The sequence below is a fragment of the Streptomyces sp. NPDC126510 genome, assembly GCF_040302345.1.
Classification (GTDB): domain Bacteria; phylum Actinomycetota; class Actinomycetes; order Streptomycetales; family Streptomycetaceae; genus Streptomyces.
The window spans coordinates 143,897-168,958 of sequence record NZ_JBEORR010000010.1 but is presented as its reverse complement, the minus strand read 5'-3'; the positions used below and the strand labels follow the sequence as shown (position 1 = coordinate 168,958).

21 protein-coding genes are annotated in these 25,062 nt (G+C 70.7%); 10 read left to right on the top strand and 11 right to left on the bottom strand.

Annotated elements, in window-relative coordinates:
- Nucleotides 1–52: 52 nt before the first annotated feature.
- Together ABTX60_RS16520 and ABTX60_RS16515 are read right to left on the bottom strand one after the other, a co-directional pair.
- Nucleotides 53–1,669, bottom strand: a complete 1,617-nt coding sequence (locus tag ABTX60_RS16520) for a glycoside hydrolase family 43 protein (protein WP_352097738.1) — start codon at nt 1,667–1,669, stop codon at nt 53–55.
- Between the two features lie 183 nt (nt 1,670–1,852).
- On the bottom strand, nt 1,853–3,316 hold the full coding sequence (locus ABTX60_RS16515) for an aldehyde dehydrogenase family protein (protein WP_352097737.1): 1,464 nt from the start codon (nt 3,314–3,316) through the stop codon (nt 1,853–1,855).
- A gap of 156 nt (nt 3,317–3,472) precedes the next feature.
- On the opposite strand from ABTX60_RS16515, the gene ABTX60_RS16510 reads away from it, so the two are divergent.
- Nucleotides 3,473–5,881, top strand: a complete 2,409-nt coding sequence (locus tag ABTX60_RS16510; RefSeq protein ID WP_352097736.1) for a SpoIIE family protein phosphatase — start codon at nt 3,473–3,475, stop codon at nt 5,879–5,881.
- 38 nt (nt 5,882–5,919) lie between these two features.
- On the opposite strand, the gene ABTX60_RS16505 is transcribed toward ABTX60_RS16510, so the two are convergent.
- The 4 genes from ABTX60_RS16505 to ABTX60_RS16490 form a co-directional block, all read right to left on the bottom strand.
- Entirely contained in the window at nt 5,920–6,396 is a 477-nt protein-coding gene (locus ABTX60_RS16505) for a tautomerase family protein (protein WP_352097735.1), read from the bottom strand.
- An 81-nt stretch (nt 6,397–6,477) separates the two neighbouring features.
- Nucleotides 6,478–7,791, bottom strand: coding sequence for a Gfo/Idh/MocA family protein (locus ABTX60_RS16500; protein ID WP_352097734.1), 1,314 nt, complete (start codon nt 7,789–7,791; stop codon nt 6,478–6,480).
- 452 nt (nt 7,792–8,243) lie between these two features.
- Entirely contained in the window at nt 8,244–9,824 is a 1,581-nt protein-coding gene (locus tag ABTX60_RS16495) for a SpoIIE family protein phosphatase (protein WP_352097733.1), read from the bottom strand.
- Complete coding sequence (locus tag ABTX60_RS16490; protein ID WP_352097732.1) at nt 9,821–10,351, bottom strand: methanogen output domain 1-containing protein; 531 nt, start codon at nt 10,349–10,351, stop codon at nt 9,821–9,823. The genes ABTX60_RS16495 and ABTX60_RS16490 overlap by 4 nt, the downstream gene beginning before the upstream one ends.
- Nucleotides 10,352–10,616: 265 nt before the next feature.
- Between ABTX60_RS16490 and ABTX60_RS16485 the strand changes: the two genes are divergently transcribed.
- The 4 genes from ABTX60_RS16485 (at nt 10,617) to ABTX60_RS16470 (ending at nt 13,631) form a co-directional block, all read left to right on the top strand.
- A complete protein-coding gene (locus tag ABTX60_RS16485) occupies nt 10,617–11,021 on the top strand; it encodes an ATP-binding protein (protein ID WP_352097731.1) in 405 nt (134 codons plus the stop codon).
- A 236-nt stretch (nt 11,022–11,257) separates the two neighbouring features.
- Nucleotides 11,258–11,614, top strand: coding sequence for an STAS domain-containing protein (locus ABTX60_RS16480; protein ID WP_502992330.1), 357 nt, complete (start codon nt 11,258–11,260; stop codon nt 11,612–11,614).
- Complete coding sequence (locus ABTX60_RS16475; RefSeq protein WP_352097729.1) at nt 11,614–12,546, top strand: anti-sigma factor RsbA family regulatory protein; 933 nt, start codon at nt 11,614–11,616, stop codon at nt 12,544–12,546. Before ABTX60_RS16480 ends, ABTX60_RS16475 begins: the two co-directional genes overlap by 1 nt.
- Before the next feature lie 239 nt (nt 12,547–12,785).
- Nucleotides 12,786–13,631 carry an RNA polymerase sigma factor SigF gene (locus tag ABTX60_RS16470; protein ID WP_352097728.1) on the top strand — a complete coding sequence of 282 codons (846 nt, stop codon included), beginning with the start codon at nt 12,786–12,788 and terminating at the stop codon, nt 13,629–13,631.
- A 594-nt stretch (nt 13,632–14,225) separates the two neighbouring features.
- Here the strand turns inward: ABTX60_RS16470 and ABTX60_RS16460 are convergent.
- Nucleotides 14,226–15,218, bottom strand: coding sequence for a hypothetical protein (locus ABTX60_RS16460; protein ID WP_352097727.1), 993 nt, complete (start codon nt 15,216–15,218; stop codon nt 14,226–14,228).
- A 389-nt stretch (nt 15,219–15,607) separates the two neighbouring features.
- Here ABTX60_RS16460 and ABTX60_RS16455 point away from each other — a divergent pair, with 389 nt between their 5' ends.
- The 5 genes from ABTX60_RS16455 (at nt 15,608) to ABTX60_RS16435 (ending at nt 19,482) form a co-directional block, all read left to right on the top strand.
- Nucleotides 15,608–16,045: a hypothetical protein gene (locus ABTX60_RS16455; protein WP_352097726.1), complete on the top strand. Its 438-nt coding sequence runs from the start codon at nt 15,608–15,610 to the stop codon at nt 16,043–16,045.
- A complete protein-coding gene (locus ABTX60_RS16450; RefSeq protein WP_352097725.1) occupies nt 16,042–16,866 on the top strand; it encodes a hypothetical protein in 825 nt (274 codons plus the stop codon). Before ABTX60_RS16455 ends, ABTX60_RS16450 begins: the two co-directional genes overlap by 4 nt.
- Before the next feature lie 38 nt (nt 16,867–16,904).
- On the top strand, nt 16,905–17,426 hold the full coding sequence (locus tag ABTX60_RS16445) for a roadblock/LC7 domain-containing protein (RefSeq protein ID WP_352097724.1): 522 nt from the start codon (nt 16,905–16,907) through the stop codon (nt 17,424–17,426).
- Between the two features lie 58 nt (nt 17,427–17,484).
- Nucleotides 17,485–17,859 (top strand): roadblock/LC7 domain-containing protein, encoded by a 375-nt coding sequence (locus ABTX60_RS16440; protein ID WP_031136637.1) that lies wholly within the window; start codon nt 17,485–17,487, stop codon nt 17,857–17,859.
- Between the two features lie 108 nt (nt 17,860–17,967).
- Nucleotides 17,968–19,482 (top strand): FAD-dependent monooxygenase, encoded by a 1,515-nt coding sequence (locus ABTX60_RS16435; protein ID WP_352097723.1) that lies wholly within the window; start codon nt 17,968–17,970, stop codon nt 19,480–19,482.
- Nucleotides 19,483–19,516: 34 nt separating this feature from the next.
- On the opposite strand, the gene ABTX60_RS16430 is transcribed toward ABTX60_RS16435, so the two are convergent.
- The 4 genes from ABTX60_RS16430 to ABTX60_RS16415 form a co-directional block, all read right to left on the bottom strand.
- On the bottom strand, nt 19,517–20,011 hold the full coding sequence (locus tag ABTX60_RS16430) for a lamin tail domain-containing protein (RefSeq protein ID WP_352097722.1): 495 nt from the start codon (nt 20,009–20,011) through the stop codon (nt 19,517–19,519).
- A gap of 142 nt (nt 20,012–20,153) precedes the next feature.
- The gene (locus ABTX60_RS16425; protein WP_352097721.1) at nt 20,154–21,518 is read right to left on the bottom strand and encodes an FAD-dependent oxidoreductase; all 1,365 of its coding nucleotides are present in this window, start codon (nt 21,516–21,518) and stop codon (nt 20,154–20,156) included.
- Between the two features lie 128 nt (nt 21,519–21,646).
- Nucleotides 21,647–24,382 (bottom strand): SpoIIE family protein phosphatase, encoded by a 2,736-nt coding sequence (locus ABTX60_RS16420; protein WP_352097720.1) that lies wholly within the window; start codon nt 24,380–24,382, stop codon nt 21,647–21,649.
- 130 nt (nt 24,383–24,512) lie between these two features.
- Nucleotides 24,513–25,058, bottom strand: coding sequence for a hypothetical protein (locus ABTX60_RS16415; RefSeq protein ID WP_352097719.1), 546 nt, complete (start codon nt 25,056–25,058; stop codon nt 24,513–24,515).
- Nucleotides 25,059–25,062: the final 4 nt, after the last annotated feature.

Here is a 25,062-nt window from a genome sequence, read left to right as displayed (position 1 = left end):
GGTTGCCTGCGGGTGAGGACGAGCGGTGGAGCGGTAGGACAGGCCGGGCCATTCAAGGGGTGGACAGTTCGAACCGCGTCACGCGGACCGAGCCGCCCAGCGCCTGCGTGGCGTGGTTGAAGAGGGCGAACCGGTAGCCCATGAAGAACCGCCAGTCGTTGCCCATGGCGAAGGCGGGGCCCAGGCGGGTGAAGGTGACGCCGTCGGTGCTGTAGGAGAAGGTGCCGGGCCGGGACGCCCCGGGGCGGATGTCGGCGTTCGCCCGCAGCCAGAGGCGACCACCCGGCACGCTCGCACTCGCCCGCTCGATCCCGGTGCCGGTGGTGTTCCAACTGCCGTCCATGGTCAGTCCGTCGACCATGACCACCCGCGTCACACCGCCGTCCCGCTTCAGGCCGATCCAGGCGGAGGAATTTCGCAGCAGCGCGAGTCCGGCCCGGTCGCCGTCCCGCATCGCGGAGTGGTCGAGCTGGACCGTCGCCGTGGACGTGGGCCCCTGGATGCGGTGGGTGAGGGTGTTGCGGGCCCAGTACAAGTCGTTGGTTACCGTGGCGGTGCGCAGGGTCAGGCCGTTGTTCACCGACCACTTGCCGTTGTCCGGGTTGTGGTTCCACTCCCACCTGGGCTTGAGGACCGTTCCGTCGAAGGTGTCGGCACCGGTCAGGGGAGTGACCTGCCGGGGCGGCGGCGGTACGACCGGAGTGGGATACGACCTGCCCCACGCGCCGTTCACGAGCTGGATGACCGGCCAGCCGTCCGAGGTCCAGGTGACGGGTGCCAGGGCGGGCATGCGGCCGCCGGGGTAGGCGTCGACGAACGCCATGTAGTACCAGGCGCCGTTCTGGGTTCGCACCAGCCCGCCCTGGTGCGGAACGCCGCCGCCGGAGATCGGCCCGGGCAGGTCGAGCAGGACCTGCCGCAGGGTGTAGGGGCCGAAGGGGCCGCTGGTGGACCGCAGGATGTACTGGCCGTTGGCCGGGCGGGTCAGGAAGATGTAGTAGTTCCCGTTGATCTTGTAGAAGCGGGAGCCCTCCAGCGTGCCGATCCCCGAAGGGGTGCTGAACACCTGCTGGGTCCGCACCTGGCTGCGGCCGTCCCCGGACAGCTGGGCCACGCTGATCGTGCCGTTGCCGTACGCCACGTAGAGGGTGTTGTCGTCGTCCACCAGCAGGCCCGCGTCGTAGTACACCTGGGGGAGCGTCGCGTGCCTGCTCCAGGGGCCCTCGACGGATCGGGCCGTATACACGTAGGTCCGGGCGAAATCGATCTGGCCGAGCCAGTAGAACGTCCGGTCGGCGGGGCGGTACGCCAGCGACGAGGCCCAGATTCCCCGGACGTAGCCGCGTCCACCGCTCAGGTCGTACTTGGCGCCGAAGTCGAGGACGGGCACCGCGTGGCCGGCGATCTCCCAGTTCACCAGGTCGTACGAGCGCAGGACGGGGGCGCCCGGCGAGTAGTGCATCGTCGAGGCGGAGCAGTAGTAGGTGTTGTCGACGCGGATGATGTCGATGTCCGCGAAGTCCTGCCAGATCAAGGGGTTCGGGTAGGTCGCGCCCGGTCCGGCCGCGGCTGCTTCCGCCGGGCCGGGAGGCAGCAGGGCGCCGACGGCCAGGCCGCCGGTCGTGGCCAGGGCCGCGCGACGACTGAGGATATGACCTGTCCATGTCATTCGAAATCCGCCTTGGGGGTGGGGGCTGCCATGAAGGGCGGGAGGGACCTGTGTTCTGTATTCCGAACGTCAGCTGTCCTATCGAACGTCCTGGATGATATGAGCAGTACCTGACGGGTCGTCAATACATCTCGCAGCATTCGATGCTGAGAGCGAAATGTTTCGCTCCACCCTCGGGTGGGGTCACGACGGCCCGGGAGCCGTCATCCAGCGCCACTGCGTGAACGCTTCCAGGCTGGCGGTGCCGCCGATGCGGGAGGTGTTGCCCGAGATCCCCATGCCGCCGAACGGCGCGTTCGCGGCGTCCTTGGCGGACACGTCGTTGATGTGGATCATGCCCGCGCGCAACCGCTGAGCGAGGGCCGTCGCCCGCGGCACGGACCGGGAGTGGACGGCGGCGGCCAGGCCGTACGCCGTGTCGTTGGCGATCTCCACGGCCTCGTCCTCGTGGCGGAAGGGGATGACTGGTGCGACCGGCCCGAAGATCTCCTCGTGGAAGGCCGGCATCGACCGCTCGACACGGTCCAGCACGGTGGGCGGGTAGAAGAGCCCCTCGCGGGTGCCCCCGGCCAGTACGCGTGCTCCGGCGTCCACGCTCTCGTCCACGATCCGCGCGATCCGGGCCGCCTGCCGTTCGCCGACGACCGGACCGAGCGCCACGCCCTCGTCGCGTGGATCTCCCACCGGCAGCGCCTTCGCCTGCCGGACCAGCGCCTCGGTGTACGCCTCGACGATGTCGGCGTGGACGACGTGGCGTCCGGCCGCGACGCAGGCCTGACCCTGGTAGCCGAACGAACTCATGGCCCCGGCCACGGCGGCCGCCTCCACGTCCGCGTCCTCCAGGACGACGATCGAGTTCTTGCCGCCCAGCTCCAGGGACACACGCTTGAGCCCCTCGCCGGCGATCCGGGCCACCTCCCGCCCCGCCTCGGTGGAGCCGGTGAACGAGATCATCGCGACATTGCGGTCGGCGACGACCGCACGCCCCGTCGCCGCATCGCCCGGAAGGACGTGCAGCACACCCTCGGGCAGCCCGGCCTCCGCGAAAAGCCGCGCGACCAGGACACCCCCCGAGACCGGAGTCAGGGGGTCGGGCTTGAGCAGCGCGGTGTTGCCCAGGACCAGCGCCGGCGCCAGCGCCCGCATCGCGAACAGCAGCGGCGCGTTCCACGTCGTGATGACCCCCACGACCCCCAGCGGCACCCGCCACGCCAGGCTCGTCCCGCCGGGCACCTGCGGTACGAGCACCTCCCCCGGGGGCCGCGAGGCGAGCCCGACCGCGTTCCGCAGTTGAGCGAGGCCGGCGGCGATCTCGTAGTCGCCCTTGGCCGGGACGCCCCCCGTCTCCCGGACGATCCATTCCCGGACCGCTCCGGTGCGCTCACGTAGGGCGCGGTCCGCGCGCATCAGCACATCGACCCGGTCGGACACGGTGGCCGCCGCCCACTCCGTCGCGGCCCGGGCGGCCCGGGCACCCGCCCGTTCGACATCCGCCGCAGAGGCCAGGCCCACCTCCGCCAGAGCCTCTCCGGTGGCCGGTTCGACGACCCCGCGGGTGCCGCCCCCGGCGGCCTGCCAGCCCTCGCTGTAGATCTTCCCGGTCCACTCGGCCGCGTCCGGCCAGCTCAGCTCACCGTCGACAGACATGATCACGACCTCCGCCCCTGGTCGGTGGTGAGGCACACGCTGCTCACCAGCCTCCCTGGCCATTCAACCTGGCGAAGGAGATATCTGTCATTCTTGGGGCATATCAAAACGAAGTAGTAAGAAGGATGCCTAGAGGGTGAGGCGGGTTGAGGCTCCATGGCGAGATCTGCGTCCGTCCCGGGCGAGGGCAGCGGGGCACCGCCTGAGGGCCTGACCGGCGATGCCCTCACCGCGAAGGCCGTCGTGGACGAGCGCGGCGTCGTCACGGGGTGGAGCCAAGGGGCACACAGGCTGCTCGGCTACCGAACCTCGGAAGTCGTCGGCCGGCCCGGGTCCGTGCTGCTCGCCGACGAGCCCCCGCCCGGCCTCCTCGATTCCCTGCTCACCCTCCCCAGGTGGAACGGCCCGGCGGCGCTCCTGCACCGCGAGGGACACCCCCTGACCGTGAATCTCCTGGCCCACCTCCGGCGCAACGACGGCGGCCACAGCGAATGGCTGCTGCTCACAGCGGCCGGCCGCCCGGAGGTGAGCCCGGACGACGAGGCGTTCCTCAGGAGGAGCTTCGCCCAGTCCACCTGCACGACGGCGCTGTACGACACCGGCCTGCGGCTGGTCATGGCCAACGCCGACATGGAACGGGTGATCGGCCTGCCCGAGGAGGCGATGCGCGGGCTGCGTGTCTCGGAGATCGTGCACCACCCGCAGGCCGACCTCACCGAGCAGGCCATGCGGCGAGCGCTGGACACCGGTGAGCGTCAGGACCTCCAGGTCTCCCTGCAGCTCGCCGGCCATGAACGCCCGAGCGTGTGGACCGTCTCCCTCGCCCCAATCCGGGCGGGCGACGGCCGGACACAGGGCGTGCTGCTCTCGGCGCACGACATGACCGAGCAGCACCAGGCCCGGCAGCGGCTGGCCTTGGTCAACGAGGCGAGCCGTCGCATCGGCAGCACGCTGGACCTGGTCCGCACCGCGCAGGAACTCGCGGACGTCGCCGTACCGCGGCTCGCCGACTTCGTCACCGTCGACCTGCTGCCGTCGATCGACGACGGCGACGACCCGCCCACGGGCTCCCCCCACGGCCCCGTGCGGCTGCGTCGCGTCGCCCACCAGTCGGTTCTCGACGGCTGTCCCGAGGCCGTGGTTCCGAACGGGACCGTGGCCGTCTACCCGGACAGGTCGACGGCGGCCGAGTGCCTGGCCGCCGGCCGCCCGCTGATCCACGACGTCACCCCCGAGGCCATGGAGCACGTGCTGCGCCAGACCCCCGAGCGCGGGGAACGGATGCGCCGGTTCGGGTTCCACTCCGTGCTGGCCGTGCCCATGCGCGCACGCGGCCTCACCCTGGGGGTGGCCACCTTCTCCCGTCACCGCAACCCCGAAGCCTTCGAAGAGGACGACCTGCTGCTCGGCCAGGAGATCACCGACAGAGCCGGCCTCTGCATCGACAACGCCCGCCGGTTCACCCGAGAGCGCGCCACCTCCCTGACGCTGCAGAGCAGCCTCCTGCCGCAACGGCTGCCCGAGCAGTCCGCCCTCGACGTCGCCTCCCGCTACCTGCCCGCCAGCGCCCAGGCCGGGGTGGGCGGGGACTGGTTCGACGTCATCCCGCTGTCCGGCGCCCGCGTCGCACTGGTCGTCGGCGACGTCGTCGGCCACGGCATCCAGGCGTCGGCCACCATGGGGCGGCTGCGGACCGCCGTCAGAACCCTGGCGGATGTCGACCTCCCTCCCGACGAGCTGCTCACCCACCTGGACGACCTGGTCAGTCACCTGGCCGCGGGCGCCGACGGCACCGGCGACATCGGGGCCACCTGCCTGTACGCCGTGTACGACCCGGTCTCCCGCCGGTGCTCCCTGGCACGCGCGGGGCATCCCGTCCCGGTGCTGCTCACGCCGGGCGGCCGCGCGGAGTTCCTCGACATACCCGCGGGGCTCCCCCTGGGGCTCGGCGGTCTGCCCTTCGAGGCCGTCGAACGAGAACTGCCCGAGGGCAGCGTGCTCGCGCTGTACACCGACGGTCTCGTCGAAGCGGGGTCCCGTGACATCGACGAGGGCATGGACACCCTGCTGCGCACACTCCAGACCGCCGACGCCTCACTCGAGGACACCTGTGACGCGGTGCTGCGGACCATGCTCCCGGAACGGCCGGCCGACGACGTGGCCCTGCTCGTGGCCCGCACCCGAGCCCTGGACGCCTTCCACGTGGCCGCCTGGGACATACCACCCGACACCGCCGCGGTCGCCGTGGCACGCAAGAACGCGTGCCGGCAACTGGCCGAATGGGGCCTCGACGACTGCGCGTTCGTCACCGAACTGGTGGTCAGCGAGCTCGTCACCAACGCCATCCGGCACGCCGAACCCCCCATCGAGCTGAGGCTGATCTACGACCGCACCCTCATCTGCGAGGTGTCGGACGGCAGCACCACCGCCCCGCACATGCGGCGGGCCCGCACCTACGACGAGGGCGGCCGCGGCCTGCTCCTCGTGGCCCAGACGTGCCAGGGCTGGGGCGCCCGGCACACGAACGACGGCAAGGTCATCTGGGCGGAGCAGGCACTTCCCTGACGCGGCGGCAGGTCACCCCCGGTGCACGTCGCCCGGGCTCAGACGCCGACCGCCGCTCGGATCCGCTCGGCCTTCTCCTCCGAGAAGACGCCGCTGTCCAGCAGGCTGAGGATGGACAGCACGCCACCGCGCGCACCCCAACTGCCCTCCTCGATCACCCGGAACGTGACCCACCAGGCCGGTGACGGCTCCGCGAGTCCGCAAGCATCGGCCAGGGCGGCCAGGATCCGCTCGATCACCTCGGCCCGGACCTCGCGAGGCCAGTCCCCGTCCATGACCGCCACGTCGATCACCATGACGTCGGCCGTTAGTTCCGCGTCCGGCACCAGCCGGCCGCCGATGGCCATCATGTCCGGCTCCCGCTCCGTGAAGAGCACCTGGAACCCGGCCCGCGCGGGCGGCGAAACCCGGCCGACCTCAGGCACGAGCACCGCGTCCGTGAGCGTCCCGGCCAGCGTGCGGCGCTGTTCCAGGCTCAGGCGCCCCTGTGGCGTGTTCACGGTGATGATGGTCATCGGCCACCTCCTATGACAGTCGTTATAAGACGACCCTACACCGGCTCTATAACGGTCGTCATACTCGCTGGGCAGGCCCTGTCACACGTCGAGCAGGTCCCTGGTGCGCACCGGGCCCCCCGACTCGAAGGAGCGGTTCGCGGCGAGGCCTGTGACCAGTGAGCGTGCCCCGTCGACCGCGTCCGCCGCCCGGCCCAGCGGATCGGGCACGGGCTCACCGAAGAGGTCCTCGAGCATGCGTGCGTCCCCGCCGCCGTGGCCACCCTCCTCGGTCTGTACCTTCAGTTCCCGTGGCGGCTCCCAGAACCGGCGCAGCATCAGCTCCGTGCGTCCCGCCGTGTCGCCCACCGACTCCCCGTGCAACACGGCACTCCCGCCCTGGACCCGCACCGGCGGCCGGGCCCAGGTGGACTCCTCCACCAGCAGCTCGAGGCGGCCTTCGCTGCCGTTGAAGGCGATCCGGTACCCCTCCCACGGGGCATAGGCGGTGAGGTGGTAGGTGAGGGTGGAGCCGGTCGCGTAGCGGACCAGCACCGCCATGTCGTCCTCGATGGTCACCCCGGGTCCGAAGACGTTCTGATCCCGGTGGTAGCCGTCCTCGGCCTCCGCGTCCAGATACAGCGCGGAGAGCAGAGGCGAGTCGGCCATGCGTACGGCGAACGGGTCGTCCGCCGCCGCCGGTGAGCCGTGCGCCCTCGCGTAGTCACGGGCGAGGCCGCGCCGTGTGCCCGCCTCGTCGCCGTAGAAGAACAGCCCGCCGTGCGCGTACACCGTCTCGGGCTCGGTGCCCAGCCACCAGTTGACCAGGTCGAAGTGGTGGGTGGCCTTGTGCACCATCAGACCGCCGGAGTTGGCCTTCTCGCGGTGCCAGCGCCGGAAGTAGTCGGCGCCGTGTCGCAGGTGGAGCAGCCATTCGAAGTGCACGGAGCCGACCTCGCCGATCTCCCCGGCCGCGAGGGTCTCCCGGACGGCGGCGTGCACCGGGTTGTAGCGGTAGTTGAAGGCGACCCGCACCTCGCGGCCGGTGCGCCGCTGCGCGTCGAGGATGCGCCGGGCGCGGTCGGCGTCCGTCGTCATAGGCTTTTCCGTGACCACGTCGCAGCCGGCCTCCAGAGCCTCGACGATGTAGTGGTCGTGGGTCCGGTCCACGGTGCAGACGACGACGAGATCGACGCGTTCGCGGCGCAGCATCTCGGTGAAGTCCTCAGCGTCGTAGGCGGGTACCGAGGCGCCGATCCACTCGTTGTGCACCGCCATGCGGTGTGGATTGACATCGCAGAAGCCCACCAGGTCGATCCGGTCCGCGTAGGGACCGGCGAGCGCCGCGGTGAACATCCGGGCGCGGGCGCCCAGTCCCACCACGGCGCAGCGGCGGCGTGCGGTGTCGGAAGGCATGCGGTCTCCGTTTCGCTCCGGGCGGGTCCGGAGGGTGACAGCGCCATGGTCGCCAGGTGTCGACGGCCGTGGCGGCGGGGCCAGCGGCCCGAGGACGACGAGCAGCATGCTCCCGGACATGGCCGACAGCGCCGCGGCCGCCCCCGCCAGGACGCGCCTGCATTCGTGGCCGCCGGACGGAAGGCGGTCGGGCACTTCTTACGGTCTTACGCCGAGCCGCGGTACATGGCAGCAGGCCCTGGCCCGACCTCGGCGCGAGCCGCAAACCGATCCGCGCCAACGGGCTCCAGAGCAACGGCACGGTCGAACGCTCCCACCGTACCCTGCTCGACGAATAGGCCTACCTGTGGCGCTACACCGGCAACACCGAACGCACCGACGCCCTGGCAGAATTCCTGACACCTACAACCGCTGCCGCTGCCGCTGGCCTGTCGTCCTCGGTGGCGGGTCGGTCAGGCCGGTGGGGGGAAGCGGACGGCGAGCAGGGCCCGGTCGTCTGGGAACGCCGCCTCGGGCTGGTGGTGCAGGAACCGGTCGCACAGCTGGGTGATGTCAAGGCCGCCGGTGGTGCGGGCGAACTCCGTCAGCCGTTGCATTCCTATGGCGAGGTCTTCGCTACGGCGTTCGATCAGCCCGTCGGTGTACAGCAGCAGGGTGTCGCTCTCGGTCACGGTGGTCTCGGCCTGTCGGTAGCAGACGTTCCGGATGGGTCCGAGCGGTGGTGAGGTGGCGTGGTCGAGGTAGGCGCTGGTGCCGTCGGAGTGGATGAGAAGTGGCGGCGGATGGCCGGCTCTGGCGTAGGTCAGGGCGCGGGTGCGGCGGTCGAAGACCAGGTAGCAGGCGGTGGCCATGCGGTCGGGATGGTAGCGGCCCAGGAAGGTGTTGAGTTCGTCGAGGACAGCGGCGGGGTCGGTGCCGCAGCGCGGCACGATGTTGCGTAGGGCGGCGGTGATCTGTGCCATGACGGTCGCTTCATGCAGCCCGTGGCCGGCGACGTCGCCGATGCTCAGGCCGACGTGATCGGCGTCCACGTCGTAGACGTCGTACCAGTCGCCGCCGACCGAGAGCAGGTCACTCCCTGGTGCGTAGCAGGTGGCCGTCTGCAGCCCGGGCAGGTGCGGCAGTTGTGGCAGCAGGCTGAGCTGCAGGCGCTCGGCGACCCGGTGCTCGTGCTCGTGCAGTCCGGCGCGGCGCAGGGCCTGGGCGATCTGCTGGGTCACGGCCGTCACATGCTCGGGAGCGGTGGAGCTGTGTGAGCCGTAGACGATCAGCATGCCCAGCTGGACGCCGTCCGCCTCCAGCGACAGGGCGAGGGGAACCGCGTCCGGGGCTTCACCGGGAGGCGAGCCGTCCGAGGAAGACGGCCGGTCCAGGTCCGTCCAGCCCCCCACGTCAGCCGGCAGACGGTGGTCCTCTGGCTGCAGGGGCGGCACCAGCCGGGCCGAGTGCAGATAGAGATCCGCCACGGTGGCCTCCAGGGCGGCCGGCGCAACCTCGCTGACGACGCGGGAGACCTCGGCGAGGGTGATCGCGCCGGCCAGGGCGGCGGTCAGGTCGTACAGGTGCTGCAACTGGGCACGGGCGGCCTGTTCGGCGGCCAGCAACTGTGCCCGGTCCACTTCGGTGGCCCGGCGGAAGGCCACCTCCCGGTTCAACGCCTCCACCTGCTGGCTGAGCATGACGAACCGGTCGGACGCCCCGGCCTCGACAAGATGCAATTGTGCCGTCGGCTGCGGGCCGTCCCACCAGGTGGCCCGCGCCCCGTGACAGCGAAAACGCCGCATGCGGCCGTCGGCGTCCTTGAGGACCAGCGCGCCGGGCACGGGGCTGCCACTGCGCAGCCAGACAGCCAGCTGCTGACGCAGCCACGATGTGTCGTCGGGCCGTAGGTCGAACAGGCTGGTGCCCGGCCGCAGCCGGTCGTCACAGCGGCCGGCCGCCGGGTTGGCGGCCAGTACGCGGCCGTCGGCCCCGCACAACAGCACCGGGTGAGGCAGCGGTTTGGTGATGGCCCGGAAGAGGCCAAGGGTCATGGAGCCACAGCCGCATCGCCGAAGTACTCACGGCCACTCGCCGTCCCGGCCTCCACGTCGGGGACCAGGTGCACCACCACGCGGCAGCCCGCGTCGCCGCGCGCGATGGTCTCCTCCAGTTCTACCCGCGCGTAGCCCAGGTTGCGGGCGGCGATGGTGCCGAAGACGTTGGACGTCATCATGCACATCGACTCCCGGCCCACCACCTTTTCGGCGAACGGGCACACCCGGTTGCCCAGCACGATCTTCTTCTCGTCGTGCTCGATGACGTGGAAGTCACCGTTGATGCGGCGCTTGAGATCGACGAGTGCCTCGGCGACCTGCTCACCTGTGAGCCGGTCGGCTCCCAGCGCCTTGAGGTACATCTCGTCGATGTGCGTGCCGACGGCCTGCCCCACCAGGCTGACGTAGCCCGACGCCTCCTCCAGGCCGATCACCGACTCCAGCGACGTCGCCAGCTCACGCACCAATGTCCGCAGGAACACATCACGGTCCAGTGGAATCTCGACATCCGAAACCTGCTCCATGCCGACTCCCTCACCCTCAGGCCACAACGGCGGCGCGACCGGTGTGGCCTCATCGCCTGTGACGGGATGAGATTCTGCCAGCGCCCGCCGGCCCGCCACCACCAACCCTGTTCCTGTTTCGACGGACGACCTTCATAGAATCTGACGCTCCACCGGCCGACACAGATGGTTCACCAGGCAGGCAGTGGTAACCCGACAGACGGCTGCCACCGGCTGCGCCCCGTGTCAGCCGGCGGTGCAGGGCCACCCACGCTGGAGGAAGCTCGTGAACGGCGAACCGACCATTCCGTCCTGCGAGTCGCGCTTCCCCGCAGTCACGGCGAGCATCGCGGCCGCCCGGCACTGGGTGCGCGACTGCGTGGAGGGTTTCGGCGGGCCGCTGCGCCGCCACCCGGTGATCCAGACCGCCGAACTGCTCGTCTCGGAACTGATCACCAACGCCATCCGGCACGGCGATGGTCCACCCCTGATCCGACTCACCTGGACCGGCCGGCTGCTGCGCATCGCGGTCAGCGATCACAGCAACTGCCGGCCGCGGGTACGCGCCACCAAGAACACGGAGCCCGGCGGCTTCGGCATGCAGCTCGTCGAACGACTCGCCCTACGCTGGGGCGTCACGCCACGCCACCCTGGCAAAACGGTCTGGGCCGAACTCAGCCTCGACCCCTGAGCTCGCCCCTTCCAGGCGTGAGCCGCCACTACGGGAAGACTTCGACGGAGCGGGGCCCATGACTCTCCACCGGCAGGGATGAGAGGCGCGGACCACAGTTCGCGCCGGCCGTGAGAGGCTGCCGGGTGCATTCCACCTCTTGGCCGGGCTGGGCGTCCTCGGCGTCTGGCGGGTATCGTGCCGGCTGATCAGCCTAGGGCCGCCGTGCGGCCGAGCCCGGGGAACTGGGGGAGAGCGTGGATGTCCCACCTGACGCGGGCGAGCCGTCCGTCGCGCCACCACGTGGCGCGGTACTGCAGATCAATCCGTTGCCTGACAGTTCCGGGCTGGGGGCGATCGGAGAGATCAGCATGAACACACGGACCGTTTGGCAGCAGGCGCTGAAGCAGCTGGTCGAGCGCCGCACGGACGTGCTGCATGTCGATCTGTCCCACGTAGGGTTCGTCGACGTGGCCGGTGTGACGGACCTGGCGGTCACCGCCCAGCGGCTCTCCGAAGGACAGCGGATCGTGCTGCACCGACCTCCCGCGCAGCTGCCCCGCATCCTTGAGCTCTTCTGGCCCGGGCTTGCCGCGATCGAGGTGGCTTCGTGATGGGCACAGCCACCTCGCACGAGCCGTTCGTTCACCCGGCGCTCTTCTACCGCGGCAGCGACCAGTACATCGCGGGAACCGTTCCCTTCCTGCGGGAAGGGCTGGACGCCGGTGAGCCCGCAGCCGTCGCCGCCCCGCCGGATCGCCTGGAGCTGATCCGCGAGGGGCTAGGTGAACGATCGGCGGAGGTCCGCTTCATAGACATGACCCAAGCCGGCCGCAACCCCGGCCGCATCATCCCCAGCGTGCTGCGCAAGTTCGCCGACGCCCACCCGGGCGTCCGCCGGGTCCGCATCATCGGCGAGCCGATCTGGCAAAGCCGTTCCGCCGCCGAGTACCCGGCGTGCGTCCAGCACGAGGCGCTGATCAACGCCGCTTTCACCGGGCGCGCGGTAACCATCCTGTGCCCCTACGACGCCGGGCAGCTGGAGAAGCAGGCCCTCAGCGACGCCCTGGCGACCCACCCGGTCGTCATCGACGCAGACGGCGAGAAGCAATCCACCGCCTACAGCCCCGAGCAGATCATCGCCCGCTACAACGAGCCCCTGCTCGCCCCACTCGGCGCAGCGGTCTGCCCTTTCGCCGCCCGGACACTGCCCCACGCCCGCGACTTCGCCGTGTCCCGGGCGCGATCCCTGGGCGTGTCCGGCGTGAAACTGGGGGATCTGGAACTCGCGGTGGCGGAGCTGACCACCAACAGCGTCGTCCACGGCGCCGGCTCGGGGACGCTGCGGATCTGGGCCGAGAGCGACCGGATCGTCTGCGAGGTTCACGACGGCGGACAGCTGACCGATCCTCTGGCCGGCCGACGCCCGCCCCATCCCACGCAGCCCGGCGGCCGTGGACTCCTGCTCGTCAACCAGGTCGCCGACCTCGTCCGTGTCCACACCGGCCCCGGCGGCACCACCATTCGCTTCTACCTCCCCGGCTGACCGGACAACGTGGCGGGCCCACTCGCTCTCATGTGCCGACCCCCCATTCCGTCCCCGGACTGGGGGGCCGCTGGGGAGCGGGGCGGGCGAGGGCCGCGTTTGCCCAGCCGCCTCTCACGAAAGACCGGGCTCGATTCGCACAAAGCGCAGGCGTAAGCGCAGGACGAAGGGGTAAGCGCAGCCGCGTCGGCCGTTTGAGCAGACAGTAGCGGCTGGCTCGATCCCCGGGAGGGAACAGAATGGCGCTCATGAGCATTCCGGCAGCGGACACGCAGACGAGCGAGCTGCCGGAGATCGCTGATCCCTCCCGGCTGGCGCCCAAGGACGCCCGCGAGCTCTCCAGGCTGTTCTTCGACCAGCTGGCGGTCCTGGAAGAGGGCACGCCCGAGTACAGCTACGCCCGCAACACGCTGATCGAGATGAACATGTCCCTGGTCCGCTACGCGGCCGGCCGTTTCCGCAGCCGCGGCGCGGAGGAGATGGAGGACATCGTCCAGGTCGGCATGATCGGCCTGATCAAGGCGATCGACCGGTTCGAGCTGACGCGCGAAGTGGAGTTCACCTCCTTCGCGATCCCCTACATCGTGGGAGAGATCAAGAGGTTCTTCCGCGACACCACCTGGGCTGTGCATGTGCCGCGCCGGCTGCAGGAAGCCCGCGTCCAGCTCGCTCGCGCCACCGAGGAGCTGCGCAGCCGGCTCGGCCGCACGCCCACGGTCAAGGAACTGTCGGAGCTGATGAGCCTGCCCGAGGACGAGGTGAGGGAGGCCCGTCTGGCCGCCAATGGCTACAACTCCTCCTCCCTGGACGCCGCGATCGGCGGCAGCGAGGACGGCGAAACCGCCCTGCAGGATTTCATCGGCGCCGAAGACCGGGCGCTGGAACTGGTGGAGGACTTCCATACCCTGGCCCCGCTGATCGCCGAACTCGGCGAGCGGGACCGCCAGATCATCCACATGAGGTTCGTCGAGGAACTCACTCAGGCCCAGATCGGCGAACACCTCGGCGTCTCCCAGATGCACGTCTCCCGCCTCCTGTCACGCACACTCGCCCGACTGCGCGAAGGCATGCTCACCCACCGCTGACCCCGACGGTCGCCACCACGCCCCCGGTCATGCTCGCGGTCATTGCGGTGCGCCTGATTGAGGCTGCCGGGCATGGACATTGCTCGCAGGAGCAACGCACCGTCACCGGTAGCCCGCAAGGGCGGGCGGTGGTGCTGGCTCATGGCTTCGGCTGCGATCAGAACATGTGGCGGCTGGCCCTGCCTGACTTGTCCGAGCACCACCGGGTGGTGCTGTTCGACCACGTCGATTCGGGCCGCTCGGAGGCGGCCGAGTTGTCGGGGGACCGTTGTGCCTCACTGACTGTTGCGCCCAGGGCGTGGTCGAGTTGCGCGAGGGGCTCGACCTGCGCGACACGGTCTGCGTGGGCCAATCCCCGAGGTTCGACGGCGGTGCCCGGGACCTTTCATCGCGGACCAGGAAAGTCGTGGCAGCCGACGCGCGGCTCCAGCTGCCACTGCCATATCCTCGCCGGCGTCGTCCTGGAGACCGTGGCCGAGGCTCAGTGCCGGCCGAGGAAGCGGTCGGGACCTACCGGGCCGTCGCCAGGGGACTGGCGTGTGGCGATCAGCCATGCCGACGGCGTCGATGAGCACGCCGGGGGGCCTCGTTCGGTCACATCGCGAGCGGTGGCACGAAAGTGCGTCGGCGGCGCAGGTGCAACCGCACCAGCCGCAGGCGGCGTGACTCGCGGGCGCACAGCGCCACCTCGTCCGCGAAGCGACGGTCGCTGTTCTCATACACCTGCGCGAAGAGGAGACCGGCCTCGTTCATCACCTCCACCGCCTGACTCCTGCTTCCGTGTGCTTCGAGGTGATGGGCGTAGTCGAACAAGGCCCGTGCCAGTTCTCGTTTGTGCCACACGCTGTGCGGAACGACTTCCCGGTATGTCTTGACGGCCCTCCCCATGTTCTCGACCGCCTCGGCGTGGCGGTGGGCCGCGTAGTCGAACCTCGCCTTGTTCGCGAGCGATTCCGCCTGCGCTGCTTGAGTCTGCAGCTGCTTCCTTTCTGTCTCCTCGATCCGTGCGGCCTGCCGGGTGAGGTCCTCCGCCGCGAGAGGCCGGGACGTCACCTCGGCCGGGCCGCGACCGGCAAGCCGTTCGATCACCGCCTGGCGCCCGCCCGCTATCTGATCGGCCTTGGCCGCGTACCGGTCGCTGTACCGTGCCAGTTCCCGGAAGGTTTCGAGCGCCACCTGCGCCAGCCGCCGCGCCTCGGCTGCTCCGGTCGTGGCCTGGTGTTCGGCGATGAGCCTGGCCAGATCCAACTGCGCGTCCGCAGTCTGGGCATACAGCCACGCGAACCGGTCCTTGAGCGGGCTGTTGCCGGCCGGGAACAGTACCGAGTCGTCCGCCAGCCGACGGGTGACCCGTTGAGGGTTGTTCACCTCGCGATCGAGTCTCGAGTAGACGTCCAGCGCCTCTCGTGCCGCGGACAGCGCCCTACCGCCGTCGCCGAGCGACTCATGGATCTGACTCTGGACGGTCAGAGTCTGTGCCAGCAGCACAACGTCGTCGTCCTGGTCAGCTATCGCCACCGCCTCTTCGGCCGCGGCCACCGCGCTCTTGCTGTGTCGTAGCGCCGTGTCCCAGCGCTCACGCTCCACAGCGTCTGTCGCCTTCGCCTGTTCCCGGCTCGCCCGCGCACGGGAAGCTGCCGCTGACCTCTGATCCACCCTGCCTCCTCCGTCACCCTTCACCGCATGGTCTACCGGCCTGGCTCGGCAGTCCACCGTGCCTCGGGCTGTACCGCTGGACCGTCGGCCGGCAACTCCGATGACTCGTCAAAGGGACCAAGGCTGGTCAGGACGCCAGTCGAGAGTCCCGCAGCTTGGCGGGACAGGTCCTGCTCGCTTTGGATCGATCACGTCGCACCCCTGCCCGCTCCACTGCACATTCGCTTGGAAAATGCCAAAGCGTTCACCTGCGCCCACCACATTCCGTAGTGTCGTGCTCACGTTCGCGGGAACGGCCGTGCAGGGGGAGGGGATTCGGCGTGCCCGGAATCGACGAGAGTCTGCTGGAAGCCATGCGCTTGCCAGGTGCTCGAGGGGCGTCGGTGGTCGACTGGATCAGTGGTCTCGCCCTGGGCGCGGTGGGTGACGCACCCGGCGGCGACGCGGAGGAGACGGCTGCGGAAACCGCCGAGCTCGCCCGCCTCGCCACCGAGAGCGGCGTTCTCGCCCTCACCGGCGGACCGTCGGGTGACGGCACCGGTGCATCGCCCGGCGGCCCCGACGGGCCTTCCGGCAAGGAACCCCCCGTACAGGATCTGATCATCACGAACGCCGACTCGTACCACCTGCTCAGGTTCGTCACGACGACCTTCGACAGCACCGTGTTCGTGCACTTATGGCTCGACCGCAGCGAGGGGAACCTGGCCCTGGCCCGCATCCGGCTGGCCGAGCTGACGGACCGGCTGGTGCTCGGATGACCACACCGACCCGGGCCCCGCGCACGGACGAACCGGCCTCCGCCCTGCTGAGCACCCTCGCCGCACAGGGGGCGACGGGCGCCCTGTCCACCGAGTCGGGGATCGTCTACCTCGCGACCGGACACGTCGTCCACGTCGAATCCGCCGTCACACCCGACCTCGGCGACCTGCTCACCCACAGCGGTGCGCTCGCCCCGGACGGCTGGTGGGAGGCGATCGACCGGGCCGGGCGCCGCTGCCGCGTCGGACGGCAGCTGGTGGACAGCGGTCAGCTCGCCGCCGGCGCGCTGGAACTGTGCCACCTGGGCGCCCTCTTCGACGCGGCGTACTTCGTCCTCGCCCACGACGGACCGGCTCTCCGGTTCCGCCCCGGAGCCGCACACTGGCTCGGCGCGGTCCGGTCCGTACCGGTGGAGACCGTCCTGCGCGAGTCCAGACGCCGCCGCGAACTGCTGCACCGCATATGGCCCGAGCCCGCCGTCGACCGCGCGCCGCTCGCCCGCCTCCCCGGCCCGGACGCCGCCGACCTGCCGGTCCGCCGCGGCCGGACCCTCGCCCAGGTGGACGGCGTCCGCACCGCCGCCCAGATCGCCACGGCCCTGGCCTGCCGCACCTTCCACACCCTTGTCGAACTCCGCCGCCTCGCCGCCGCCGGACTGGTGGCTCCCGTAGCCCCCCCGGCCCCCGCGCCCTCCCCGCCCCCAGTCCCAGCCTCCGCCCCCGTGTCCGCCGAGCCGGGCCCCACTCCTCGTCCCGCCGCACCGGACGAGCCCGACACCGCACTGCTGCGACGGCTCCTGCACGCCTTGGAGGCACTGTGATCCGCGCGCGAAGACAGCGTGCCGAAAGGAGACTGCTCATGGCCGTCGAGACCGACGTCCTGGACGAACTGCGTCGGCTCCGCACCCGCATACCCCGGCTGGCGGGCTCCCTCGCGGCCACCGTCGACGGACTCGTCCTCGCCCACGACGTGCCGGACACCGAACCGGAGGGACTCGCGGCGCTCACCGCCGCCGCCCTCGGGGTCGCCTACCGCATGACCGACGCCACCGCCCGCGGCGACTTCCGCGAACTGCTGGTGCGGGGCTCCGGTGGCTACGTCTCCACCTACGCCGCCGGCACCACCGCCGTACTCACCCTCCTCGCCGAGGACCGCGTCAACGTCGGCCGCCTCCACCTCGAAGGCCGGCGCAGCGGCGCACGGATCGCCGACCTGCTGGCCACACGCGTGGGCCCGGGCACCGGCCGCCACGCCGACCGGCCGGCGCCCGAAGAGCGCCTCGCCACGGTGCCCCCGGCGGCGGACCGCCCCATCGGCACACTCCCGGTACGCACTCCGCAGCGGCCCACGCACCTGCCGCGCCCGCAGACCGGCATCTGAGCCCACCGAACCTTCCGACACCACCGAAGCAGAAGACCGAAGGAAAGGAACCGATCGCATGGCCAACACGGAGACCGCGCTGAAGGAATGCCTGAGCTCCATCGACGGAGCGACGGCCGTCGCCCTCGTCGACTACACCAGCGGAATGGCCCTCGGCACCCTCGGCGGCGGCAAGGACTTCAACCTGGAGGTCGCCGCCGCGGGTAACACCGACGTCGTGCGGTCCAAGCTGCGCACCATGGAGCACCTGGGCCTGAAGGAGGAGATCGAGGACATCCTCATCACCCTGAACACCCAGTACCACCTCATCCGCCTCCTGAAGGGGCGCGGCGGCAGCGGACTCTTCCTCTACCTCGTGCTCGACGGCAGCAGGGCCAACCTCGCGATGGCCCGCCACCAACTGCGCCGTATCGAAGCCGACCTGGAGGTCTGAGCCGGCACCACCGGACGGGAGCCCTCCGCCACGTATCCGTCGCGGAGGGCCCCGGCATGCCGCACGAGGACGGCGTGCGCCCGGCCGGCCGCGTCTACGGTGTACGTCATGACGGCACCCCTGGACGTGCTCGTGGTGGGCGCGGGCCCCACCGGACTCGCGCTCGCGACCCAACTGCGCGCTTGCGAAACCCCCTTCCGGATCGTGGACCGCTCACTGGACCGTGCCAAGGAGTCACGCGCCCCGGCGATTCAGCCCCGGACGCTGGAGATGCTGTCCGCGTTCGGTGTGGCGGACGACCTCGTCGACCGGGGCAACGCGGCGGTCGGGCTGCACCTGCACCTGCCCCGGCGGGTGCTGCGCGTCCCGGTGTTCGACGTGGGCTGCGACGACACGCCGTACCCCTTCCTGCTCTTCCTCCCGCAGTCGGAGACGGAAGCCACCCTGACGGCTCATCTGGACGCCCGGGATGTGACGGTCGAGCGTGGCACGGAGCTGCTGAGCGCCGAACCCGAGGGTGAGTACGTCACCTGCCGCCTGCGACACCGGGACGGGACCGAGGAAACGGTACCCGCCCGCTACGTGGTCGGCTGCGACGGCGCACACAGCACCGTGCGCTCCCAGGCGGGCATCGGCTTCGAGGGGTACGCCTATCCGCAGACGTTCCTGCTCGCGGATCTGGAGGCCGACGGACTCGCGCCGGGCGCCGCGCACACGTACATGACGGCGGCCGGGCTGTTGTTCTTCTTCCCGCTCGGCACCCCGGCCACCTGGCGGATGATCGCCATGCACCCACAGGACGCTCCCGGCGACAAGATCAGCCTGCATCTTCTCCAGCAGATCGCCGACGCCTGGGCCCCCGACGCACCGACCCTGCGCGACCCCGTCTGGATGAGCGGCTTCCGCATCCACAACCGCGGCGCCACCCACTACCGCAAGGGCCCGTTCTTCCTCGCGGGCGACGCCGCGCACATCCACAGCCCGGCCGGGGGACAGGGCATGAACACCGGCATCCAGGACGCGCTCAACCTGGGCTGGAAGCTCGCCCATGTCTGCCGCGGCGCGGCGCCCGAGGAGTTGCTGGAGACGTACGAGGCGGAGCGAGCCCCGGTCGGCCATGGCGTCCGCCGCGTCACCGACCGTGCCTTCACCGCCGGTACGAGCAGTCACCCGGCCCTACGGCTGGCTCGCCGGCATCTCGCCCCGCGCGTGGCTCCGCTGCTCCTGCGCGCGACCGGTGCCCGAGCCCGTCTGTTCCGCACGGTGTCCGAACTCGACGTCCACTATCGTCGCGGCCCCGCGTCCGTCACAGGGCGACACCGCCCGCGACAGGGCCCGCGCGCCGGAGACCGCCTGCCCGACGCCCCGGCCGGACTCCAGCGACGCGTCGTCGGGCCGGGCTACCATCTGCTGCTCACCGGTCCCGCCCGTCTCTGGCCCGTGGACCTGCACCTGGGCCGACGGCACGACCTGCTGACCGTGCATCGCCTCGGCTCGGAAAGCCCCTGGCCGGGCCTCACCCATGCCCTCGTGAGACCCGACGGATACGTGGGTTACCTGGCCGGCGGCACCGACCTGACGGACCTGCGCGCCTATCTGGACCGCTGGCTGCCGGCCCTCTGAGTCCAGAGGGCCTGGCGCCGGCCCGGCGGAGGGGTCAGCCGTGGTACGTGATGTACCCGTTGTGGTCCGCGTCGGAGCCGCTCCTGGTGTACGAGTGCACGTCGGCCCGGCTGCCGGACGCCTTGTACACGTAGATGGTGTCCTTGTCGTTGTTCCACATGAAGTTGCAGTTGTCGCGGTAGACGACGTTCTTGGTGTCGGAGTCGGCCCCGTTGCCGCCGCGCAGCTTCACGTAGTCACCCGGCTGAAGGGTGTGGCTCGCGGTGAAGGTGAACTTGTTGCCCGCGGCGTCCTTCACGACGTACCCCTTGAGGTTCACCGTCGTGGAGCGCGAGTAGTTCTTGATGGTCAGGTACTCCTCGGCGGTGTTCCCGCCGGAGCACCGGTTCGAGTCGCTGCCCGGAGCGTCGTACTGGATGCCCCGGATCTTCAGCGCGGAGTCGTACTCGGCGGCCTGGGCCGGAACCGCCGTGAGAGCGGTGAGTGCCCCGGCGGCGACGGCCGTGGTGGCGACAAGGCGTATACGCATGGACGTTCGTCCCCCCTGCATGGCCTTCAGGTGAAGGCGATGTGATGGTTCGGTGAAGCATCCGGATCGTACACGCTTCAAGTACGCAGCAGGGCGGGTTCGGTGGCATTACCACCGAACCCGCCCTGCGGGGTATGAAGGGTCAGGCGCCGCTGGCTCGCAGCATGTCCTCGCGCTCGACGATCTTCACGCGCTCGCGGCCCTCGGGCTCGCCCAGAGCCTTCTCCGCCGCGTCCAGCTTGTACCAGCCGTCCCAGGTGGTGAAGCGGATGTCGCGCTCGGCCAGGAAGGCGTCCACGGCCTCGGGGGCCGGAGTGGCGGGCGTGTGCAGACGGCCGCCCGCGTAGTCCTCCAGCAGGTTCTTCACCGTCTCGTTGGCGTCGCCCTTGGTGTGCCCGATGAGGCCGATGGGGCCGCGCCGGATCCAGCCGGTGACGTACGTGGACTGCAGGTGCTCGCCCGTCTCCTGCATGACCCGGCCGCCCTCGTCCGGGACGGTGCCGGAGTCGATGTCCCAGGGCAGCTTGGGGAGTTTGTCGGACAGGTAGCCGACCGCGCGGTACACCGCGCCGACGTCCCAGGTGTTGAAGGTACCGGTGCCCTTGACGTTGCCGGTGCCGTCGAGCTCGGTGCGCTCGGTGCGCAGACCCACGACCTTGCCGTCCTCGCCGAGGACCTCGACCGGCGACTCGAAGAAGTGCAGGAAGAGCTTGTGGGGCCGGTCGCCGGCGTCGCGGATGGCCCAGTTCTCCAGGGTCTTGGCCACCATGTCGGCCTGCTTGTTGCCGCGCCGCGTGGTGATCGAGCCCTCGTCGTAGTCGATGTCCTCGGGGTCGACGATGACCTCGATGTTGGGGGAGTGGTCCAGCTCCCGGAGCTCCATCGGGCTGAACTTGGCCTGCGCCGGGCCGCGTCGGCCGAACACGTGGATCTCCTTGGCCCGGTTGGCCTTCAGACCCTCGTAGACGTTCGCCGGGATCTCGGTCGGCAGCAGCTCGTCCGCCGTCTTGGCCAGCACGCGCGCGACGTCGAGCGCGACGTTGCCGACGCCGAGCACGGCGACCTTCTCCGCCTCCAGCGGCCAGGTGCGCGGGACATCCGGGTGACCGTCGTACCAGGACACGAAGTCCGCGGCGCCGTACGAGCCGTCGAGGTCGATGCCCGGCAGCGAGAGCGCCCGGTCGGCCGTCGCGCCGGTAGCGAAGATCACGCCGTCGTAGAACGCGCGCAGGTCGTCCAGGCCGATGTCGGTGCCGTAGTCCACGTTGCCGAAGAGCCGGATCTGCGGCTTGTCGAGCACCTGGTGCAGGGCGGTGATGATGCCCTTGATCCGCGGGTGGTCGGGAGCGACGCCGTAACGGATCAGTCCGAACGGTGCCGGCATGCGCTCGAAGATGTCTATGGACACACCGGGTTCGGCGGCCACCTCGGACTTGAGCAGGGCGTCGGCGGCGTAGATCCCGGCGGGGCCGGATCCGACGATGGCGACCCGCAGGGGGCGGGGCATGGTCAGGTTCCCTTCGAGCGGCGACAAGCGATCTCAACGGGAAGCTTAAACTAAGGCATGCCTAACCCGGTACGAGGGTCCGGTCTATGAGCTCATAAGGCTACTTTATGGGTAACCCCTGGTCGCCCTTATGGCAGGGGCTGCTCCGCCCAGATCACCTTCCCAGCGGGCAGATAGCGCGTCCCCCACCGCTCCGCGAGCTGTGCCACGAGGAACAGGCCCCGCCCGCCCTCGTCCGTCATGGTCGCGTACCGCAGGTGGGGCGAGGTGCTGCTGCTGTCGAACACCTCGCAGATCAGGTTGCGGTCCCGCAGTACCCGCACGCGTATCGGGCCGCCGCCGTACCGCAGCGCGTTGGTGACCAGCTCGCTCAGGATCAGCTCGGTGCTGAACGTCAGCTCCTGAAGGCCCCATTCGGCCAGCTGCCGGCTGACCGCTGCCCGCACCTCGCCCACGGCGGCCGGGTCGGCCGGGACCGGCCACTCCGCGACGTGGTCGGCGGTCAGTGCCCGGGTCCGGGCCACGATCAGCGCGACGTCGTCGCTGGAGTGGGCTGTGAGCTGCGAGTCGAGCACGACCCGGCAGGTGTCCTCCGGGGACTGCCCGGCCCGGCCGAGCGCCTCGCGCAGCATCTCCAGCCCGACGTCGATGTCCCGCTCCCGGTCCTCGACCAGACCGTCGGTGTAGAGGACGAGCCGGCTGCCCTCCTCCAGCTCCAGCTCCGCCGTCTCGAACGGCAGGCCACCGAGCCCCAGCGGGGGACCGGCGGGCACGTCGGCGAACTCCACACTGCCGTCGGGGTGGACCAGCGCCGGCGGCGGGTGCCCGGCCCGGGCGACGGTGCAGCGCCGGGACACCGGGTCGTAGACGGCGTACAGACAGGTCGCGCCGGTGACCGGGGCGCTGCCGTCGTCCTCCGTCTCGTCCTGGTCGATCCGGCCGACCAACTCGTCCAGCAGGGCGATGAGTTCCTCGGGTGGCAGGTCGAGGGCGGAGAAGTTGTGCACCGCGGTGCGCAGCCGCCCCATCGTGGCCGCGGCGTGCAGCCCGTGGCCGACGACGTCCCCGACCACGAGTGCGACCCTGGCCCCCGACAGCGGCAGCACGTCGAACCAGTCGCCGCCCACACCGGCCTGCGCCGGCAGATAGCGGTAGGCGATCTCCAGGGCGTCCTGCTCGGGCAGATTACGCGGGAGCAGGCTGCGCTGGAGCGTCACCGCCATGCTGTGCTCGCGGGTGTAGCGGCGGGCGTTGTCGATGGAGACGGCGGCCCGCGCGACCAGCTCCTCCGCCAGGGCCAGCTCGTCCGTGTCGAAGGGCTCCTGCTTCTCGGAGCGCCAGAAGCTCACCACGCCGAGTATCAGCGTGCCGGCCCGCAGCGGCACGGTGATCAGCGAGTGGATGCCGTACGCGACAATCTGCGCGGAGCGCTCCAGATCCTGCGCCTGCCAGCCCGGGGCCTCGCCCAGCCGGGGTTCCAGGACGGGGCTGCCCGTGGCGAGGCTGCGGCCCTGCGGGGAGGACTCGACGAACCTGATCCGCTCCCCGGCCGGGTAGAGCGGCGCGTCCTTGCGGATCCCGCTCACCGCGGTCCGGCTGAGCGCGGCCGCCGCGTTCGGCTGCCCGCCGCCCCGTACGGCGTCGAACAGGTCCACGGCGACGAAGTCGGCGAACCGGGGCACGACCAGCTCGGTGAGCTCCTCGGCGGTGCGGGTCACGTCCAGGCTGGTCCCGATGCCCACTCCGGCGTCGTACAGCATGTTGAGCCGCTCCCGCGCGGTCTCGGCCCGCCCGGACAGGGCTCGCAGCTCCGTGGAGTCGCGCAGGGTGGCGACGCTGCCGGGCGGGACACCCGCACGGTCCGTGGTCCGCTGGTTGAGGGCCAGGAGCCGGTCCCCGACCAGGTGCACCTCGTCCGTGGCGACCCGGCCCGAGGCCAACAGGTCGGCGATGCCCGGGTCGAGACCCAGACCGAGGACGTGCCGGCCCTCGGCGTCGGCGGGCAGCCCGAGCAGACGGTGCGCCTCGTCGTTGGCGAGCAGCAGGGTGCCCCCGTCGTCGACGATGAGCACGCCCTCGCGCACGGCGTGCAGAACGGCGTCGTGGTGTTCGTACATCCGGGTCATCTCGTGCGGCCCGAGCCCGTGGGTCTGGCGCAGCAGCCGCCGGCTCACCAGCGCGGCACCCGCCGTCGCGAGGGCGAGAGCCGCTGCGGCGGCCGCGAGCACGAGCGGCAGCTGGCGGTCGGCGGTGCCGCCCACGTTCTTGGTCGTGATCCCCGCCGAGACCAGGCCCACGACCCGGCCGCCCTGGTCCTTCACCGGTACGACGGCCTGGACGAGCGGGCCGAGGGTGCCGTCGATCTCCTCGGTGAACGACTTCCCGGCCAGCGCCGGTGCGATCGTGCCGACGAACTTCTTCCCGATCCGGTCCGGCTTGGGGTGGGTGTAGCGGATCCCGTCGGTGTTCATGACAACGACGAAGTCGACCTTCGACCGCTCACGGGCGGCTTCGGCGCGTGGCTGGAGCACGGTGGTGGGATCAGGGCCCTGCAGCGCCTCGACGGTGCCCGGCGCGTTGGCGAAGGTCTCGGCGACGGCGAGCGAACGGTTGCGTGCCTCCTGCGTCGTGTCGTGCCGCACCTGCAGCACCAGCGCCACGACGGCCGCCACGACCAGCAGCAGCACGATCACCACGACGAGCAGGAACACCTGTCCGGCGACGCTGCGTCCGCCCAGCACCGACCGCAGCCCCGCCACCGGTTGCCACCGCGACGGGCCCGCCTCCCGCCGCTGCCGTGCCGACGGCGCAGCGCCGGGCCGCAGGGGCGATCGAGTCCCGGATCGACCCAAGAGTCGGACCATGTGCCATGTCTACACTGCCGGGCTCCGGGAGGCGAGAGGCATCACCCATGGTGACAGGGGGTTCTCACCGTTTCATCACGTCTGAGGACCTGCACGGGGCTCCCTGCCCACCGCACAACGTACGACGGTTTCAGGCGCCCAGCGAGCGGGCCAGCTCGTTCGTGGCCCTGGCGATCTCACGGTCCTCGTCCGCCAGCAGCCGGCCGAGCTCGCCGCGCCGGGCCCGCACGGCCTGGCGGGCCGCCCGCTCCCACACCACCGGGTTCTCCCGATGGTTCAGCAGTTTCGGGTAGACGGCGGCGGTGCTCTCCCACTGCCGGGCTTCGGCGATGCTCTTGAGCAGCCGGATGATCTGGGCACGGCAGGTCACCTGCGGCAGCTTGGCCAGCTCCCACAGGAACGGAACGGTGGCCGCGGTCGCCTGCTCCACGACGAAACCGAACTGGCAGATCCGTTTGCGCAGGTCGTCGAGGGCGGAGCGGGCGGTGTCGGCGTCACCCCCGGCGATGCCGTTGAGCAGGAGGGGAATGGCCGCCGCCGAGCCGGTGGAGTCCTGGATGTCGCCCCACGGCACGCGGTCCAGTGCCGTGAGCGGTGAGTTCCGGGCCGTCCCGGTGGGGGCGTCGGGGCGCTGGGGGCGCTCGCTGCTCGGGTGTTCCGTCGAAGCGCTGCGCATGGCG

Excerpts from the sequence above, each read along its gene's own strand:
- ABTX60_RS16520 (WP_352097738.1), bottom strand. The coding sequence starts at position 1,669 with ATGACATGGACAGGTCATATCCTCAGTCGTCGCGCGGCCCTGGCCACG.
- ABTX60_RS16515 (WP_352097737.1), bottom strand. The coding sequence starts at position 3,316 with ATGTCTGTCGACGGTGAGCTGAGCTGGCCGGACGCGGCCGAGTGGACC.
- ABTX60_RS16510 (WP_352097736.1), top strand. The coding sequence starts at position 3,473 with ATGGCGAGATCTGCGTCCGTCCCGGGCGAGGGCAGCGGGGCACCGCCT.
- ABTX60_RS16505 (WP_352097735.1), bottom strand. The coding sequence starts at position 6,396 with ATGACCATCATCACCGTGAACACGCCACAGGGGCGCCTGAGCCTGGAA.
- ABTX60_RS16500 (WP_352097734.1), bottom strand. The coding sequence starts at position 7,791 with ATGCCTTCCGACACCGCACGCCGCCGCTGCGCCGTGGTGGGACTGGGC.
- ABTX60_RS16495 (WP_352097733.1), bottom strand. The coding sequence starts at position 9,824 with ATGACCCTTGGCCTCTTCCGGGCCATCACCAAACCGCTGCCTCACCCG.
- ABTX60_RS16490 (WP_352097732.1), bottom strand. The coding sequence starts at position 10,351 with ATGGAGCAGGTTTCGGATGTCGAGATTCCACTGGACCGTGATGTGTTC.
- ABTX60_RS16475 (WP_352097729.1), top strand. The coding sequence starts at position 11,614 with ATGGGCACAGCCACCTCGCACGAGCCGTTCGTTCACCCGGCGCTCTTC.
- ABTX60_RS16470 (WP_352097728.1), top strand. The coding sequence starts at position 12,786 with ATGGCGCTCATGAGCATTCCGGCAGCGGACACGCAGACGAGCGAGCTG.
- ABTX60_RS16450 (WP_352097725.1), top strand. The coding sequence starts at position 16,042 with ATGACCACACCGACCCGGGCCCCGCGCACGGACGAACCGGCCTCCGCC.
- ABTX60_RS16445 (WP_352097724.1), top strand. The coding sequence starts at position 16,905 with ATGGCCGTCGAGACCGACGTCCTGGACGAACTGCGTCGGCTCCGCACC.
- ABTX60_RS16440 (WP_031136637.1), top strand. The coding sequence starts at position 17,485 with ATGGCCAACACGGAGACCGCGCTGAAGGAATGCCTGAGCTCCATCGAC.
- ABTX60_RS16435 (WP_352097723.1), top strand. The coding sequence starts at position 17,968 with ATGACGGCACCCCTGGACGTGCTCGTGGTGGGCGCGGGCCCCACCGGA.
- ABTX60_RS16430 (WP_352097722.1), bottom strand. The coding sequence starts at position 20,011 with ATGCGTATACGCCTTGTCGCCACCACGGCCGTCGCCGCCGGGGCACTC.
- ABTX60_RS16425 (WP_352097721.1), bottom strand. The coding sequence starts at position 21,518 with ATGCCCCGCCCCCTGCGGGTCGCCATCGTCGGATCCGGCCCCGCCGGG.
- ABTX60_RS16420 (WP_352097720.1), bottom strand. The coding sequence starts at position 24,382 with ATGGTCCGACTCTTGGGTCGATCCGGGACTCGATCGCCCCTGCGGCCC.
- ABTX60_RS16415 (WP_352097719.1), bottom strand. The coding sequence starts at position 25,058 with ATGCGCAGCGCTTCGACGGAACACCCGAGCAGCGAGCGCCCCCAGCGC.